Consider the following 16604-nt stretch of genomic DNA (forward strand, 5'->3'; position numbering starts at 1 on the left):
TCTAGTACAAATGTCTCAGACATGCCTACCTGGGGGTATGTGCTTCCGGGGAAGGTACTCAGCCGAGGGTCGGGGTGTCGTAGACGGTGAACCCGCCCTTGCCGTCGGTGTCCATCCCGAGGAATCGATCCGTGTGGAAGGGGTTGTTGGCCAGCAGCCGCACCACGGTGTCGTCGGGGTCGGCGAGATCCAGGATCGCGCCGTACGGGCCGCGATCGATCACCTCGCCGCGGGTGTACTCCAGTTCGTCGGCGCGGGCGGCGAAGGCGTGCAGGTCGTCGACCGAGTCCACCTCCAGGGCGAAGACATCGAAGCCGCGGAAATCCGGTGTGCCCGCACAGTATTCGCGCTCCCACAGCGTGATGCCGAAGCCGGACGGGTGCATGAGCTGGGCCCCGCGCAGCTCACCCTCCTCCCGGAACTCGCCCGCCAGGCGCAGATCCAGCAGGTCGCAGTACCAGGCGACACTGTGCGCCAGGTCGCTGACCGGCAGTTTGACGTGGCGGATGCGGACCAATCCGGCCATGGTGCCTCCTGATCGGGGTGCGACGAGCGGGGCATGAACCCCTGAAGGATGCCACTTCACCATGCCGCTGACGCGGAACGGCACTCTCCTGGCGCGAGTGGCCACCGCCCGGATGGGGCGCCGGCTCTCAACCGTTTTTGGTGGCCACGCCCGTGATCAGCGGTCGAACGATCGGGGGCATTGCCCGCCACGACATTTCCTGGACGTCTTCGAGTTCCAGCCCGGACGCCCGGATCAGCTCGAGGGTGGCGCGGTTGCAGTGGCAGCCCTCGGCGAACCGGCGCCACGGCTCGGCGAGACGGTCTTGCCAAGCGGAAAGTCGCGGCGACTCGGAACGCACGTGTTCGAGAAACAGCAGTTGGCCGCGGGGATGCAACACGCGCTCGATCTCCCGCAACACCGGATCAGGGTCGTCGACAGTGCACAGCACGAGCGTTGAGACGACCGTGTCCACGGTTCCATCCGCGAAGGGCAGTTTTTCGGCCGATGCGTCGAGCACGCGGGCGTGATGTCGGCTGCGGCGCAGCCTCCGCGCCAACCGCGTCCGCATCGCGGCCTCCGGTTCGGTCAGGATCAGCTCGTCCAGGCCGTCCGGGTAGTACCCCAGGTTGAGGCCGGTGCCGCTGCCGAGCTCGACAGTCCGCCCCCTCGCACGGCTGAGTAAATTTCGCCGGCGAGTGGCCATCCCCGCCCTCTCGCCCATCCACAGCAGAGGGTCGTACAACGTCGCGAAAGCCCGGGCCCACAGGTCCGAGCCCTCCGCCGCTGCCGCCGGGACGGCGTCACTGCTCACAGACTCGACAGTACGCCGGACGGGCATCATCGCCTATGCGCAGCTCCTCCAGCAGGGCGGTGGCAGTTCCGATGCGCTTACTCTGCGGGTCAGCGCAGGGGGAATACGTACCGAAAGGTCCGAGTTAACGGGAGTCTCGGCGCAATTCCGTGAGAAAGCGCAATTCCGTGAGAAGGTGGCAGAGATGGCGACTACGGTCCTGGACCCGTCCGGCAATGCGGTCGATACCGTCTCGTCCCATGTGGTGGGGGTGATCGCGGACGCGGCCCGGCGGGCGGGCGCCGAGACGGAGCAGATCGCCCAGTTGCTCGGTCGTGATCCGGCCCTGCTGTTCGACGACACGATGCGTATCCCGACCGCGACGGCGTCGCGGTTGTGGGAGCTGCTGCACCGGCTGGCGGGACCCGAGGCCGGAGTGCTGGCCGCGGACGTGGCCGAGCTGGGGCGGCTGCACGTGTGGGACTACCTCATCGGCAATGCGCCCACACTCGCCGAGGGCCTGCGCGACGCGGCGCGCTACAACAACACCATCTGCGACCGCCGGGTCGATCTGGAGGTGGTGGAGGACGGATCCCTGCTCACCGCACGCTATCTCGATCTGCCGCATCGGGGCGCGGCCGGGGCCGCCAACAAGGAGTTCGTGATGGCGGTGATGGTGCGGCGGGCGACGGAGAGCTTCGGCGACGCGGGCCGGCCGGTGCGGGTCGACTTCTCGCACCGGGGTCCCGACCATCGTGCGCACCTGATCCGTGCCCTCGGCACCGGGAACATCCACTTCGGTCAGGACCGGGACGCCATCACCTTCCTCGCCACTGCGGAGACCCGTGGCCGGACGAATGATCCTGTCCTGCAGAGGATTCTGCGATCGCACGCGCAGCAGCTGATCGACTCGATCGGGCCCGAACCGGCCTGGCTGGATGTCTTCCGCGCGGCGCTGCACGCGGCGCTGCCGGAGTCCGGCGGCGACGGGGCGGGTTTGGCGGAGGTGGCCACCGCCCTCCGGATCAGCGACCGGACCTTGCAGCGCCGCCTGGCCGAGCACGGCACCAGCTGGCGCGCGGAGCTCGACATCGTGCGCCGGGACACGGCGATCGCCCTGCTGCGCGACCGCACGGTGCCGGTGGGGTCGGTGGCGTTGCGCCTCGGGTACCGCGATCACCGGGTGCTGGCCCGGGCTTTCCGCCGCTGGACCGGGCAGTCACCCGCGAGCTTCCGCCGGGATCAGCCGCGGTGACCGCCGGCGCGGAGGCGCACCGCGGCCCGCTCAGCTCACGTCGGTCCAGCGTTGCTGGGCGCGGCGCAGCGACCTCGGATCGGAGTAGCCGAGGCGGCGGGCGCGCTCGGCCTGGGTGAGGCCCAGCGGCTGGTCGAGAACCTGTCGCCTGCGGGCCTTTTCGAGCTCGTACCGCCAGGAGGTGCCCTCCTCGGCGAGGCGGCGCTGCAGGGTGCGACGGCCGGTCAGCAGCCGGCGGGCCACCGCGTCGATGGTCACCGCGCCGTCGATCAGCATCGACGCCAGCTCCTGCTGCAGCCGGTCGGACCAGGTGGTGATGCGCGGTGGCGCCGTCATCTCGGCCTGCTGCACCAGGATTCGGTTCAGGACCGGGTCGGCGCGCAGCAGCGGCAGCGCCAGATCGGCGTTCCGGAAGGTGACGCGATTGGTGGCCGCCCCGAAATCGATTCGGGGCGTACCGAACAGCTCGGTGAGCGCGGTCAGCTCCGCCCGGCCCTTGGGCGCCCGCTGTCGCAGTCGCACGTCCACCGGCACCACGTGCTGCCCGGTGGCCGTGCGCATTTTCACGATCATCCCGCACAGGCCGGTGTGCATGGCCAGTTCGCTGCCGCGGCCCTCGCCCCGGGTCAGGCCGGTGTACACCGTCGTCACACCGTCCGGATCCGCGTCGGCGACCGCCCGGAACTCCCGGTTGGTCGAGCACGCGTCCATGAATCGATCGGTGAGCGCGAGTCCCGCACCCAGGGTGGGCGCGGTGAGCAGCAGGTAGTCGATGATGCCGAGCTGTCCCGGCGTGTACTCGAGTGCGGTGCGGACGGCGATGGCGGGATCCTGGGTTTCGTGTTCGACGAGTTCCCACAGCCGCAGATACCGCTCGCTGGGCACCATGGATTCGGGCGAGGTCAGCAGCCAGCCCGGCAGGTCCGCCGCGAGGGCCAGGCGATGTCGCGTGTCCTCGCACACTCCGATCGTGCTCAGCACATAGCCCGGCAGCAGCACGGTGTCCATCACCTGTGCGTCGGGGTCGAGCCCGGCCCCGGCGGGGGCGTGAATACCGGTGGGGTGGATGGTCATTGGGATCCCGGGAGTGGAGCGTCATCGACGGGCGGTGGCATCGTGTTGCACTCACGGTGCAATGCACGAGGGTCCAAATTAGACTGTGCGGTGCGGTTTTTGAAACAGGACGCACGACGCGGGTGACCTCAGCGTCCGAGGTGACGGCGGGCCGGTCGGTCAGCGGCCGGGCAGCAATGGTCGGGTCGCGGTCCCGAAGGTCCCGTTCAGAAGTAATCGGTGGTCGCTAAGCTGCGGCGATGATCGGCAATACCATTTCGTCGCGGCTGGCGGTCCTGGTTCGGGAGGCGGCGCTGCGGGCGGGAGCGTCGGCGCCGCAACTCTTCAGCGCGCTGGAGCTGGGGGCCGATCAGCTCGGCGATGATCTGGTGCGGGTTCCGACCGGCTCGGCGTGGCGGCTCTGGGAGCTGATCTATGCGGCCGCGGGGCCGACGGGAGGTCTGTGCGCGGCGGCCACGGCCACACGGGGGAGCCTGTCGGTGTGGGATTACCTGTTCTCGAGCGGGCCGACGCTGGCCGAAAGTCTGCGCAGCGTGGTCGAATTGCGCGCCGTCGTCGCGGATCCGCTCGGCGGCGGCCAGGTGCTGGAGAGCGGCGGGTTGCTCGTCGTCCGGGATACGGCGACCGTCGAACCGGGGCCGATCCTGGGGCTGGTCGAGGAGTTCACGCTCGCGGTGATGCTGCAGCGGGCTCGTGAGGCGACCGGGCATCCGCTGGTTCCGGTCCGGGTGGCGTTCCGGCACCGCGCGCCGCGCAATCACCGGCATCTCGTCGAGGCGTTCGGTACCAACCGGGTCTGCTTCGAGGCCCCCCACTCCGAGCTGACCTTCCTCGATGCGGCGGCCCTGCCCACCGGGGGCGACCCGAATCTGGGCCGGATCCATCGCGGCTACGCCGAACTGCTGCTCGCCAGTGCGCGTCCCGTGCCCAGCCCGATCGGCAGGATCCGGGAGGTGCTGCTGGAGGCGATGGCGGGCGGCGAACTCGAACTCGATCAGGTCGCTGCCCGGCTCGCCGTCAGCCCGCGCACCCTGCAACGTCGTCTGCGGGAGCTGGGCACCAGCTGGCGTGCCGAGGTCGACATGGTCCGCCATGAGCACGCGTCGGATCTGTTGCGCGGCACCGATCTTCCCATGTACGCGATCGCGGCCCGGCTCGGCTATACCGACCCGAGGTCGCTGCGGCGGGCGTTCCGCCGTCGGGCGGGGCAATCCCCGGACGAGTTCCGCCGGTGGGCGGCCACCGGTTCGATATCCGGGTAGCCGGCGGTGGTCAGGGGCGTTCGGTGGTGAGGTGGAGGTAGGCGGTGTCGAGGGGGATGTCGACCGCGAACCAGGCCGCGGGCCGGTCGTCGTCGCGGGGGCACCAGGCGGTCGCGATGCAGAGCCGGGCCACCTCCGTGGTGGCGAGACCGGGTAGCCGCCACTGGATTCCGGCCGGATCCAGGTAGCGCACACCGTATTCGGAGTCGTCGTCATTGCCGTCGGCGGGCAGCTGGTCCGCCCAGTCGGCGGGCATGAGCCGGCCGTCGGCGGCCTGCATGGCCAGCAGTTCGGAATCCGGGCCGCCGATCGACACCGAGAAGCGGTCGTTCTCGGCGGTCACGGCCGCGAGGCATTCACCGGAGTCGGGACCACAGAACGTGTCCGCGGACAGATCGGTCAGTTCGGCCGAGAAGGACAGTGCGGGGACCGCCGAATGCGCCTGCACCTGCCAGATTCCCGCCCACATGGGTACGGCCGCGCCGCCGTCCCAGGCCGGCATCTCGATGCGGCCCAGGAGCAGATCGACCGTGGCGTCCCGGTGCCGCCAGCGGTGCAGGTGCGAGCCGTTCGCCAAGCGCCACACGGCATCCGGACCGGTCGGTACCCGTTCCGAGCCGAGCGCGACAGCGAACACGACGGTGCCGAGCGGCGTATCGATCACGGCGGGATGCCGGTCGACCTGGTGCAGGCGGTCGGTGGGAAGCATGCGCCCCATCATGCACCCCGGCGCATGGGCGCCCGATCTCCGGTGCGGGCGAACGGCCCGGCGGGGGTGGGTTCCCGTCGGGCCGTTCATGTTTCCGATCCGGCCGGCTCCCGTCACGCTCCGGCCGCGACCGCCCGGGTGCGCAGGGCCGGTGACCGGAAGGTGGCCAGGGCGAGCGCCGCCGCGGCGACCGCGATGACCGCCGCCGCGACGAAGGCCGCGGAGAAGCCGCCGGTCAGTGCGTCCGTGTCCCCGAGGCGGTCGGCGCCCGCGTGCGCGGAGATGGCGGTGACCGCGGCGAGGCCGAGCGCGGAACCGATCTGGTAGCCGGTGTTCACGATGCCCGAGGCGAGACCGCCCTCCTGCGGCGGCGCGGCCGAAATGGCCGTCTGCAGGGTGGGAATGAACGCGAGCGACATGCCGAGCGCGGCCACCAGCGAGCCGGGCAGGACGTCGATCCAGAAGTTGCCGTCGGATCGGATGAACGACAGCCAGACCAGGCCGGCCGCGAGCAGCAGCAGACCGGCGACGGTCATGGTGCGAGCCCCGAAGCGCGCGAACAGTTTCGGCGAGATCGCGATCATGCCGACCATGATCAGCGCGGTCATCGGCAGCAGCGCCGCGCCGGACGGGAACGCCGAATACCCGAGCACCTGTTGCAGATACAGGTTCAGGAAGAACCACATCGGCACCCACGCCGCACCCAGCAGCACCTGCGCGAGATTGGCCGCACCCAGATCCGGGGCCCGGAAGATGCTCAGCGGCATCAGCGGTTCCTTGCGCCGGGCCTGAATCGCGACGAACGCGCCCAGCAGCACGGCGGCCGCGAACAGCACCACCCAGGTCGAGCTCGCGGCCCAATCCGCCCGCACCACACCGAACACCGCGGCGCCCAGGCCCAGGGTGGCGGTCACCGCACCGAGGAGGTCGACCGAGGCGTGCGGCGCCATCGCGCCGTCGGGCACGAGGGCCGGCGCGGCCAGCAGCGCTGCCAGCGCGATCGGGATATTGATGTAGAAAACCCAAGGCCACGAGGCGTATTGGGTGATCAGCCCGCCCAGGAACACGCCTGCGGTGCCACCGGCGGGCGCGGCCGCCCCGTACACGGCGAACGCCTTGGTCAGCTCGCCCGGATTGCTGCCGAACAGCATCATGAGCAGCGTCAGCGCCGACGGGGCGATCAGCGCGGCCCCCGCGCCCTGCACGCCACGCCCGATCAGCTCGACCGCGGCATTCCCGGCCAGCCCCGCCACCAGTGACCCGATACCCAGTACGCCCCAGCCGATCCGGAATATCCGCCGCGCCCCTGCAATGTCGGACAGCTTGCCGCCGAGCAGCAGCAACCCGCCGAAGACGACGACGTACGCATTGAACACCCACGACAGATTCCCCTGTGAAAACCCCAGGGCGCCCTGCATTTCCGGCAGCGCGACGCCGATGATCGAGGTGTCCATGATGACCATGAACTGGGCGAGGGCGATGAGCCCCAAGGCGATCCAGCGCCGCGACGGCGGCGGCGCGGAGTTCCGGGTGGACATAGGAATCACTCCCCTGACAGAGATCTCGGGCGGCCGGTCGGCCGCTGGCAGTTCCAACCCGTCCTTTGATACCCCCAAGGGGTATATTGGAACAGTTTTGACTGCTGTGACCTATCCCATACCCATTGGGGGTATGTGACATCTAGTGCGAGTCCTGCTCGTCGCGAGAAGGTGAGTGGTTGCCCTGCTCGGAAACCAAGGTCCTCTGCGACTGCGGTGTAGCTCGCAAACCCTGATGGGCGACGGTGCGGCCGCCTCATCGCACGGTTGCCGCGATGTAGCCTCGTCCGGCTCTGTCTTGCGTTAGCGATATCGAATCGATTTCGATCTCGAATTTGGCGCTGTTACGATCTCGAATCGTGTTCGAAAATCTGTCGACACCTCGGGCTTCCACCCGCCCTGCTCCGGTCCAGCGCCGAGGAGTCAAGCGTGTGCAGGCCATTCTCGACGCCGCCGAGGCATTGCTCGGTGAGCGGGGCTACGAGGCTGCCACCCTCAAGGCGATGGGCGAGCGAACGGGCATTCCGGTGGCCTCGGTGTATCACTACTTCGCCGACCGGCATCAGGTCGAAACCGAGCTGGCGCAGCGGTATCTGCGCGAACTCGACGAAGGTCTGCGTGCCGCATTGGGTCGCAGCGAGCCGGGCACCCTGCGCGACGCCTGCGATACGGTCGGCGACCTGTATCTCGCTTACATGCGCGAACATCCGAGCTTCGGCGAGCTCTGGTTCTCGGGGCGTAGCTCGTTGCTGAGCGAACTGGCGCAGACGTTCGACGCGTCGCAGGCGCGGCACCTGTGGCGCTACCTCACCGAGCAGGCCCTGATTCGTCCCGATACCCCGCCGGTCGTTGTCGAACTCGCCTTCGAGGCCGCCGACAGGCTCTTCGATGTCGCCTTCCGGCGCTCTCCGGAGGGACATGACGCCACGATCGACGAGGCGCGTCGCCTGGTCGCTGCGTACCTGGGGACATACGCGCCACCGGGCTGAGGCGGGAAAGTCCCGACCCTCGCGCACGTCGGCCGGATGTTGACAAGCTCGCGCCATGAGCCATAAAGTCGAATTCGATTCGATATCGAATAGCATCGCGGAGGCTGCCGGCCGCGTTGTGCGAAGTCGCCGCGCAGACGACAACACCACGAGGACGGAGTGGCCTGATGGCCAACTGTGCTGACGTCGTAGACATCAGCGATGCCGAGGCGATCGCATGACCGCGCGCCGGGTTGTCCTCATCGGTGCCGCGCGGACCTGTCCCGGTGCTGACGCTGGACGAGAGCGATACGCGCGCAGGCGCTTTCGCGCCCGAGGACTGGGCCGGACCGAAGGCGCTCTACGACGCCGTGGAGCAGGTCGGCACCCCGCGCGCCGAGATCGTCGAGGCCGTGGTCCAGCGGGCCGTCCTGTGCCGAATCGGACTTCCCCCAGCGATGACAGAGGAGAGATCACCATGATGTCCGTAGCCGACTCGCGCCGCCGCCCGGAGGCCGCCGAATGACCACCGCGATCATCGAAATAACGCGCTCGCGCAACCCTTTCGACCAATCGGCGTTGACCAGAGACGCGCGGGGAATCGCGCACTACACCGATGTGCCGGCGACGTTGCCCGACATGGTGCGCGCGCATGTCGACGCGCACCCCGATGCCGAGGCGGTTGTCGAGATCGGCGGCGATCGGCTGACCTATGCCCAGCTGTGGGAACGCGCGTCGCGGGTGGCCGGTGGGCTACGGGCGCTCGGCGTGCGGCGCGGGGATCGAGTCGCCCTGCGATATCCGGCCGGTGTGAACTGGGTGCTGGCCTTCTGGGGCACGGTGTTCGCGGGCGGTATCGCGGTGCCGGTCAATACGCGCTCGGCTCGACCGGAGGTGGAGTTCGTGCTCGACGACGCCGACGTGACGGTCGATCTGGCGGCCGATACTCCACTGCCCGACGGTGATCAGTACGTGGCGGAGGGTCTCGACGCCGGTGATGTGGCGGCGCTCTTCTACACCTCGGGTACGACCGGACACCCGAAGGGTGTTCCGACGACACACGAGGCATTCATCACCAGCGCCGAGAACATGATTCGCTGTTCGGGCATCTCCCGTGACGCCGGCCCGGACCTGCGCACCCTCATCTCCGTGCCCCTGTTCCATGTGACGGCCTGCAATTCACAACTGCTGGTCGCCGCGTACGCCGGCGGCACCTCGGTGATCCTGCCCGCACTCGACCTGCCCGCATTGATCGAAGCTATTGCCGCGGAACGCATTTCCTTCCTCGTGACGGTGCCCGCGGTGTACTCCCTGCTGGTCCGCCATCCGAATTTCGCCGACGCGGACGTGTCCCGGGTCCGCATAGTCGGGTATGGCGGCGCGCCGATCGCGCCGTCGCTGGTACAGGCGTTGCAGGCGGCGTTCCCCCAGGCGACCGTGATGAACGGTTACGGCATGACGGAGACGGCGTCCTTGATCGCCGTGCTGCCGGACCGGGACGCGATCGAGCACGCCGATTCGGTCGGCTACGCGGTGCCGTCGGTGGATCTGGGCATCGTGCCGATCGACGGTGAACCGGGCACGGGAGAACTGGTGGTCCGAGGTCCGAATGTCACTGCGGGATACTGGAACCGAGCGGAGGCGACCGCGGAAACGATGGTGGACGGCTGGCTGCGCACCGGCGATGTCGTCCGGATCGATGATGCCGGACGCGTGCGCATCATCGACCGGATCAAGGACATCATCAACCGCGGCGGCGAGAACATCTCGAGCGTGGAGGTGGAGGCGGTACTGCTGTCCGCTCCCGGTGTCGCCGACGCCGCGGTGCTCGCCGTACCCGACGACGTGATGGGGGAGAAGGTCGGCGCCGTCCTGTTCGGAGACCGGGCGCCGATCGATATCGCCGCCGTGCTCGCGCATTGCCGAAACCATCTCGCCGACTTCAAGATTCCGCAGTACGCCACGGTTGTCACCGAGGCGCTACCGCGCAATGCCGGGGGCAAACTGCTCAAGAACCATCTGCGCCGGCAGGTGCGGTGGGGTGCTCCGTTGCGATGAAGACCCACCGGGACCGACCAGTGGATCTTGTGGTTGCGCCGGGCGAGATCGCTACCGGCGCAACCACATAGGGCTGTCAGGATGCGGGAGCCGGTGCGTTCTCCATCTGGAAGAACTGGATCGCCGAGGCGATGCCCACCGGCACGCCCAGCAGGATGATGCCTGCCGCCGCCCCCAGCGCGGTACCGATCGCCGCGCCGGCGATACAGCTGCCGACCCAGCCGGGGACGAAGATCGGCGTCATCAGGGCGGCGCCGACCACCGCGCCCAGGATGCAGCCACCGCCGAGTCCGACGATGGTGCCGAGGAGGGTCCCGACGCCCGTGGCCAGGCCGAACTGGGCAGCGGCGCGGCCCAGATCGGCGTCGAACTGGGCATCGACCGGCTGCAGCGGATCGGCGGGCAGGGTGATCATGTCGACCGGGGCGGCCGCGGCCGGGTCGGTGCTCGGGGTCAGGATGGCGGTATTGCCGTCGATCTTCGCTGCGATCGGGAACCGCAGGCCGCGTATGTCGTAGCTCAGTGGCAGACCGGCGACGACCTTTCCGGTCGAGTCGAGGACCTGGAACTGGCCGCCGTCGGTGGCCAGTGAGCCCAGATCGGTCGTGACGACCACGGAGTCGCCGACGCGGTCGGCGGTCCAGCGGATGCCGGACTGCTGTGTATCGACCGGACCGGCCGGGGCCGGGATCGGCTGCGCCGGAACGGCATTGGAGTCGGGTATATTGCAGATGAGCACGCCGAGTGTGACAGCGGCGGCGACGGTGTAGGCGGTGATCTTCCTCATCGGTGAACCGAACCTTCCAAGAAACGCGAATTGAACAGTGCCGCAGGGTTATCGAGCGGCAACGCTGGGGTCGTCGTTGGTTCTGCTGACTTGTTTGCCGACTAGATTTGGTAGAGCGTTGGAACCTCCGTTCCGCTGAAGCCCCCCGCAGATGAAGGGCTTTCAGCTGCTGCGGCAGCGGCTCGCCGACGAGTGGGGCGGCAAGTGTCAGAGCGTGGTGAGGACCTCGGTCACGGCGCGCTCGGCCGCGCGGACGGCGCCCTCGAGGTAGCCCTCGAACTCGGGTGCGGACTCGGTGCCGGCCCACTGGAGGTTGAGCGCGCGCCCGCCGACACGATCACCGGCCTCGAGGGCCGCCACCGAGCGCCCCTTCCGTACCAGCTGGTGGGCGGCGGTGAGGCCGGAGAGTCCGGCGCCGACGACGACAACGTCGATGTCCCGTACCTCGCTGTGATCGGCTGCCATGACCTTCTCCGTTCCGGCCGCTCATCGAGTTGAAATGGAACTCGACTCGAATTCGACTTTATGAAGAAGTGTGATCTATGTCAATGGGGGAGGCGCCGGGATCTGAATGAAGGATCGAAGAGTGCGCAGCCGGTCGGATCCCGGGTTCGGCGCATCGTCAGCGCGGGAGGTTGTGGCCTGACGGGGGTTGATCGGGGCGCGACTTCGGACCGCGAGGCGTTACCTGGCTCCAGGCCGCCGCGCGGTGCGAAAGGTGGTCGGGTCTTGCCGGCAGGTCAGTCGGACTTCGGGGCGTACGACTCCAGATAGAGACCGAGCAGGCGGCGTGCCTCGGCGATGGTGGCGTCGTCGCCGGTGTTCGGTGTCCGGCGGAATGCGACGTCGAACAGGCGGTTGCCGACCTCGAAAGCCAGCTGAATCACCAGCGGGGGCGTGTCCGGCCGGAGCAGTTCGCGTTGGACGCCCAGCTGAAGCGTTCGCTCGGCAGTCGATTCGTCGAAGGACTGCACGAGTTCGGTCACCGCGTCGCTACGCCCGGAGAACCACAGCTGAACGCAGCTCGGGTGGGTACGAAAATAGGTGAGCATCGGATCGATCACCGCATCGACGACATCCTGTACCGAGTCCAGCCGGACATCGCCGTCGAGCGAAGTCGAGAGCTGCTGATCCAGTTCGGCAATGTGGCGACCGATGATCTCGGTGTCGACCTGGTGGCGGTCCGAGAAGTAGTGATAGACCGACGCGATCGGGATGCCGGCCCGCTCGCCGATGGCCTTGAGGGTCGCGGCCTCGTAGCCTTCTTCTGCGAGCAGAGTCTCCGCCGCGTCCAGGATGGCCTGGACGCGTTCGGCGCCGCGCCGCTGCAGGACGGCGTCCGGGCGTGCGGGTGCCTGGTGCTTGTTCGCGCGGATGCGATCGGCCGCCGGCGCGGCCTTCGCGTTCGGCTTCCTGGTCGAAGCCGAACGCTTGGGGGAGCGGGCAGTCTCAGCCATGGATACTGCCCTCAGCCGGAAAGTCGATCACAATTCGACACATTATCAGCGGAGCACCCGGCCGAAGAACTCGAGCTGATCGGCGAGCGCACGTCGTTGCCACACACCGTCATAGACATCGAAGTGATCGACCGGGTACTTCTTGACGACAGCGTGATCGCCGAGTTTCCGCGCCGTGCGATGGGCCGCGGCGACCGGGACGACACGGTCGGCCTCGCCGATCTGGACGAGTACCGGGCAGGTCACCTGTTCGGCGTAGATCGTCGGTCGGTTGCGGGCGACCTCCAGCGCATGGCGGGCCCCGGTCTCGTTGCGCCACGTGGGTCCGGCGAACGACGTATAGGCCTCCTCCGCGCCTGTCACGGTGATCATCGCCGTGCTGCCGGGCTGTCCCACGATGGGCACCATGCGCGGCCGGCCGCCGGTGATCACGGTCGCCGCATCGGCGAGTCCCCGTGCTGCGAGGCGAGCCAGGCGGCCGACCCCGTCCTTGCGCGCGATCAAGGCGAGGCCGGCCAGGCCGTCGGTAGCCGGTGTCAGCGAGACCACGGCCGCGATCCGACGTGACTGTGCGGCGACCGCGATCGCATGGCCCGCCGAGTACGAGGTGCCCCACAGGGCGATTCGATCGGGGTCGACGCCAGGCAGGCGGCGCGCGGCATCGATCGCGGCGTGGTAGTCCTGTCGTTGCCGGCGGTACGAAATGAGCTGGCGTGGCGTGCCTTCGGAATCGCCGAAGCCGCGGTAGTCGAAGACGAATGCGTCCAGCCCGGCTGCTGCGAACGACTCGGCGTAGGGCAGCAGGCCGGTGTCCCGGGTTCCGCCGAATCCGTGTGCCAGGACAACGCACGGCCGCCCGGAACGCCGTTCGAAGGCAGTGCTCGTGGCGGGGATATGCCATGCGGCACAGGTGATTCCGTGACTGGTGAATGAGATATCTTTGCGTGTCATCGAATTCGTCATCGCTTTCTCACCGGCTCCCGGCTCGGGCGGAGGCAGGCTTGCGCACGGTGGTGAAATGGAGGGCAGGATCGTCGACAGGACCACGGCGCAGGCGCTCGACGTCCTTTTCGTAGACATGTTCGAGGGTCCACGGCCCCTCGTCGCCGGCCCGGGGGAATGCGCCGATTCCGCGGTTGACGTAGCCCGCCTGGAGATCCAGGATCGGGAACCGCTCCATACCCGGATTGTCCAGGACCGGAACGACGGTGTCGTAGCCGAAAGCCTTCATGTGGTCCAGCAATCGGCAGAAGTGCTCGGCAACCAGCTCGACTTTGAGGGTCCAGGAGAGATTGCTGTAGCCGACGGCGTAGGCGAGGTTGGGAATCCCCGAGAGCATCATCGCCTTGAAGGCGACCAGGTCCGGGAGATGGGCCTGCTGCCCGTCGACGCTGAGGGTGATGCTGCCGAACGGGAGCATATTGAGTCCGGTGGCCGTGACGACCACGTCCGCGACCAGCTCTTGGCCCGACCGGAGCCGGATGCCGTTCTCGGTGAACCTGTCGATGTGGTCGGTCACCACCGACGCTTTCCCCGAGTAGATGGCCTTGAACAGATCGCCGTTCGGCACCATGCACAGGCGCTGTTCCCACGGGTTGTAGCGCGGCGTGAAATGCGTGTCGACGTCGAAGTGCTCGGGCAGCTGAGCTCGAACCTGTGCGATGAGCAGCTTGCGCATCAGCCCCGGCGCCAGCTTGCTCGCTCTGAAGAGTCCCCGGCCGAGTGCGATGTTCTTGTGCCGGCTGATCCGGTGTGCCCGCTCCGGTCCGACGACCTTGTTCAGGAGGTGGGTGGTGACGTCCACGCCGGGGGCCGAGAGCACGTAGCTCGGCGAGCGTTGGAGCATGGTGACGTGCTTGGCCAGTGGCGTCATCGAGGGGATCAGGGTGACGGCCGTGGCGCCGCTGCCGATCACCACTACGCGCTTGTCGGCGTAGACGAGGTCGTCGGGCCAGAACTGCGGATGGACGACCCGTCCCTTGAACTCGCCGATGCCCTCGAAGTCGGGGACGAAGGCGGACTCGTAGTCGTAGTAACCGGTGCTGAGGAACAGAAAGCGCGAGGTGAAGGTCGCGGGACGCCGACTGCCGGTCCGGTGGACCGTTACCGTCCACAGCCCTGAGCCGGTGTCGAAGTCGGCGGCAACCACCTTGTGGCCGAAGCGAATTCGCTCGCGAATCCCGCATTCTTCGGCCGTCTTGCGCAGGTATTCGAGGATGTACGGCCCTTCGGCGATCGACAGGGGGCTGGTCCACGGCTTGAAGCTGTAGCCGAAGGTGGGCATGTCCGAGTCGGATCTGATTCCCGGGTAGCGGAACAGGCTCCAGGTGCCGCCGATCTCCTCGCGCGCCTCCAGGATCGCGAACGACGTCCCTGGACGTTCGCACTTCAGATGGTGGGCGATGCCGATTCCGGAGATCCCGGCGCCGATGACCAGGACGTCGACGTGCCTCGAACGGTGTTCCGTGGAGCGCCCATTGCGCTTGATGATCATGCTTGTCAAATCTCCTGGGGCTGGGATACACGGGGTACGTGCGGTGCGCCGCGGCAGCTTCGATACCCTGAAGTAGAACTCAATTCGAGTTTGAGTATGGAGTCGGCCGACAGGTCCGTCAATGCCTTCCGTGGAGTCCATTGACACCCGATGGATCGTGACTTAGCTTACTTCGAAATCGAATCATATTCGAGTTTGCTGAGACAGCTGGCGTCCCTTGGAGAAAATGATGGCCCACAATCACCAGGCGTTCGATATCGCCAGCCTGATGGCACCACCCCCGCCGAGCGCGGCATCGAAGCGTCTCTCGCTCATCGGCGTCGCGGCGCTCCTGGCGACCGTCACCAACGCGGTCACGTTCATGCTGCCGCCGCTGCTGCCGTTGATGCAGGCGAGGTTCGCACTCGGCCTGTCGGATGAGACCTGGATCTTCACGGCCTTGACCTTGGGTGGCGGTGCCGGATTCGTCCTGCTTCCACGGCTCGCCGACGTCCTCAGCGACCGCACCACCGCACTGCTGTCGGGCGGTGTCCTGACACTGGGGGCGCTGATCCCGGCCATCGGAAACTCGTACCCCACAATCGTTCTCGGTTGTGCCCTACTGGGATTCGGCAGCTCGGCGCAGCTGTTGCCGATCGGATTCCTGCGCCGGCACCTTCCCGGAAGCAAGGTCTCGACCGCCGTCAGCGTCCTGATCATGGCGACCGGCACCGGTGTCGTCGCCGGCATGATCGGCGGCGGGCTGACGGTCCGCAGCCTGTCGATCGCGAGCTTCTTCTGGATCCTGGTGCTGGTCTCCGCGGCGACGACGGTGGCCCTGATGGTCATCGTCCCGTCCGCGAAGCCGGAATCGGCCGGCAAGATCGGCGTTCTCGGCACCGTCTGGATGCTCGGCTGGCTCACTGCCGTGCTCCTCACCTTCACTCAGGGGCTGGTGTGGGGCGACGTCGTGCTGGTTCCGCTGGTGGCCGGGATCGTCGGCGGCATCACTTGGATACGCGCGCAACGGCGTTCGGCAACAGCGGTTTTCGATCTGAAGCTGCTCACGATGCCGTTCGTCGGGGTCGCGTTGCTGTCCGCGGGTCTGTTCGGTGCCGTGGACGCCGGGTTCCTCCTGCTGGTCAGTTACTACACGCAGACACCGAGGGGCGCCGGTTACGGGCTCGGCATCGATGCCCTGGGCACCGGTCTGCTGATGCTTCCCTTCGCCCTGACGATGTTCATCAGCGGCAAGGTCGCGGAGAAACGTGTCGCCAAGGGCCGTCCGGGCGAGGTGCTCGTCCTCGGCGCGTCGATCTCCGCTTGCGGGCTCGCTTTTCTGGTCGTCGCCCATCGGCAGTGGTGGGAGTACCTCGTCGGCGCCGCCCTCATCGGACTCGGCAGTCGCGCCGGATACAGCGGCGCCTTCGCGGTGCCGCAAATGCTCGTGCCGGAACGCAAGGCCGGGATGGCCGCGGGCATGGCGGGCACCACGATGGCGATCGGCATCGCCTTCGGCTCCGCGTTGATCACCGGCGTGCTCAGCGCCGACACCGACCCGGCCACCCACCTGCCGACGGCATCTCTCTACACGGTGGGCTACCTGGTCACGCTGGCTTGTGCGCTGCTCATCCTGGTCGCCACGCTCGTCTCTCAACTACGTCATCACGGCGAGTTCAAGGCCCTGCTCCGGCAGTCGGGAGTGCTCGCATGAGCGACCGGGCT

The 16604-nt window shown here is 67.9% G+C and carries 16 protein-coding genes; 6 read left to right on the plus strand and 10 right to left on the minus strand.

Annotated elements, in window-relative coordinates:
* Window positions 1-58 precede the first annotated feature (58 nt).
* Both ACFXKA_RS28355 and ACFXKA_RS28360 read right to left on the minus strand, forming a co-directional pair.
* Window positions 59-526, minus strand: coding sequence for a VOC family protein (locus ACFXKA_RS28355; RefSeq protein ID WP_379429605.1), 468 nt, complete (start codon window positions 524-526; stop codon window positions 59-61).
* A gap of 127 nt (window positions 527-653) precedes the next feature.
* Window positions 654-1319: a class I SAM-dependent methyltransferase gene (locus tag ACFXKA_RS28360; RefSeq protein WP_379429606.1), complete on the minus strand. Its 666-nt coding sequence runs from the start codon at window positions 1317-1319 to the stop codon at window positions 654-656.
* A 184-nt stretch (window positions 1320-1503) separates the two neighbouring features.
* Here ACFXKA_RS28360 and ACFXKA_RS28365 point away from each other — a divergent pair, with 184 nt between their 5' ends.
* The gene (locus ACFXKA_RS28365; protein WP_379429607.1) at window positions 1504-2553 is read left to right on the plus strand and encodes an AraC family transcriptional regulator ligand-binding domain-containing protein; all 1050 of its coding nucleotides are present in this window, start codon (window positions 1504-1506) and stop codon (window positions 2551-2553) included.
* Between the two features lie 30 nt (window positions 2554-2583).
* Here ACFXKA_RS28365 and ACFXKA_RS28370 read toward each other — a convergent pair whose 3' ends face one another.
* On the minus strand, window positions 2584-3627 hold the full coding sequence (locus tag ACFXKA_RS28370) for an AraC family transcriptional regulator ligand-binding domain-containing protein (protein WP_379429608.1): 1044 nt from the start codon (window positions 3625-3627) through the stop codon (window positions 2584-2586).
* Window positions 3628-3866: 239 nt separating this feature from the next.
* Here ACFXKA_RS28370 and ACFXKA_RS28375 point away from each other — a divergent pair, with 239 nt between their 5' ends.
* Entirely contained in the window at window positions 3867-4889 is a 1023-nt protein-coding gene (locus tag ACFXKA_RS28375; protein ID WP_379429609.1) for a helix-turn-helix domain-containing protein, read from the plus strand.
* Window positions 4890-4899: 10 nt separating this feature from the next.
* On the opposite strand, the gene ACFXKA_RS28380 is transcribed toward ACFXKA_RS28375, so the two are convergent.
* Together ACFXKA_RS28380 and ACFXKA_RS28385 are read right to left on the minus strand one after the other, a co-directional pair.
* Complete coding sequence (locus ACFXKA_RS28380; RefSeq protein ID WP_379429610.1) at window positions 4900-5598, minus strand: hypothetical protein; 699 nt, start codon at window positions 5596-5598, stop codon at window positions 4900-4902.
* Between the two features lie 113 nt (window positions 5599-5711).
* Window positions 5712-7136 carry an MFS transporter gene (locus ACFXKA_RS28385; protein ID WP_379429611.1) on the minus strand — a complete coding sequence of 475 codons (1425 nt, stop codon included), beginning with the start codon at window positions 7134-7136 and terminating at the stop codon, window positions 5712-5714.
* A 431-nt stretch (window positions 7137-7567) separates the two neighbouring features.
* On the opposite strand from ACFXKA_RS28385, the gene ACFXKA_RS28390 reads away from it, so the two are divergent.
* From ACFXKA_RS28390 to ACFXKA_RS28400, 3 genes are all read left to right on the plus strand, one after another.
* Window positions 7568-8125: a TetR/AcrR family transcriptional regulator gene (locus tag ACFXKA_RS28390; protein WP_354833390.1), complete on the plus strand. Its 558-nt coding sequence runs from the start codon at window positions 7568-7570 to the stop codon at window positions 8123-8125.
* Between the two features lie 245 nt (window positions 8126-8370).
* Complete coding sequence (locus ACFXKA_RS28395; RefSeq protein WP_379429612.1) at window positions 8371-8586, plus strand: hypothetical protein; 216 nt, start codon at window positions 8371-8373, stop codon at window positions 8584-8586.
* A 40-nt stretch (window positions 8587-8626) separates the two neighbouring features.
* Window positions 8627-10162, plus strand: a complete 1536-nt coding sequence (locus ACFXKA_RS28400) for a class I adenylate-forming enzyme family protein (RefSeq protein WP_379429613.1) — start codon at window positions 8627-8629, stop codon at window positions 10160-10162.
* A 76-nt stretch (window positions 10163-10238) separates the two neighbouring features.
* On the opposite strand, the gene ACFXKA_RS28405 is transcribed toward ACFXKA_RS28400, so the two are convergent.
* From ACFXKA_RS28405 to ACFXKA_RS28425, 5 genes are all read right to left on the minus strand, one after another.
* On the minus strand, window positions 10239-10949 hold the full coding sequence (locus ACFXKA_RS28405; RefSeq protein ID WP_379429614.1) for a hypothetical protein: 711 nt from the start codon (window positions 10947-10949) through the stop codon (window positions 10239-10241).
* A gap of 207 nt (window positions 10950-11156) precedes the next feature.
* Window positions 11157-11414 (minus strand): FAD-dependent oxidoreductase, encoded by a 258-nt coding sequence (locus ACFXKA_RS28410; RefSeq protein ID WP_379429615.1) that lies wholly within the window; start codon window positions 11412-11414, stop codon window positions 11157-11159.
* Window positions 11415-11689: 275 nt separating this feature from the next.
* On the minus strand, window positions 11690-12406 hold the full coding sequence (locus ACFXKA_RS28415; protein WP_379429616.1) for a TetR/AcrR family transcriptional regulator: 717 nt from the start codon (window positions 12404-12406) through the stop codon (window positions 11690-11692).
* 45 nt (window positions 12407-12451) lie between these two features.
* Window positions 12452-13357 carry an alpha/beta hydrolase gene (locus tag ACFXKA_RS28420; RefSeq protein WP_379429617.1) on the minus strand — a complete coding sequence of 302 codons (906 nt, stop codon included), beginning with the start codon at window positions 13355-13357 and terminating at the stop codon, window positions 12452-12454.
* 19 nt (window positions 13358-13376) lie between these two features.
* Window positions 13377-14900, minus strand: a complete 1524-nt coding sequence (locus ACFXKA_RS28425) for a flavin-containing monooxygenase (RefSeq protein ID WP_379429618.1) — start codon at window positions 14898-14900, stop codon at window positions 13377-13379.
* Window positions 14901-15129: 229 nt separating this feature from the next.
* Between ACFXKA_RS28425 and ACFXKA_RS28430 the strand changes: the two genes are divergently transcribed.
* Window positions 15130-16593 (plus strand): MFS transporter, encoded by a 1464-nt coding sequence (locus ACFXKA_RS28430; protein WP_379429619.1) that lies wholly within the window; start codon window positions 15130-15132, stop codon window positions 16591-16593.
* Window positions 16594-16604 lie beyond the last annotated feature (11 nt).

This window comes from Nocardia sp. NPDC059228 (assembly GCF_042754245.1).
In the GTDB taxonomy this organism is placed as follows: domain Bacteria; phylum Actinomycetota; class Actinomycetes; order Mycobacteriales; family Mycobacteriaceae; genus Nocardia.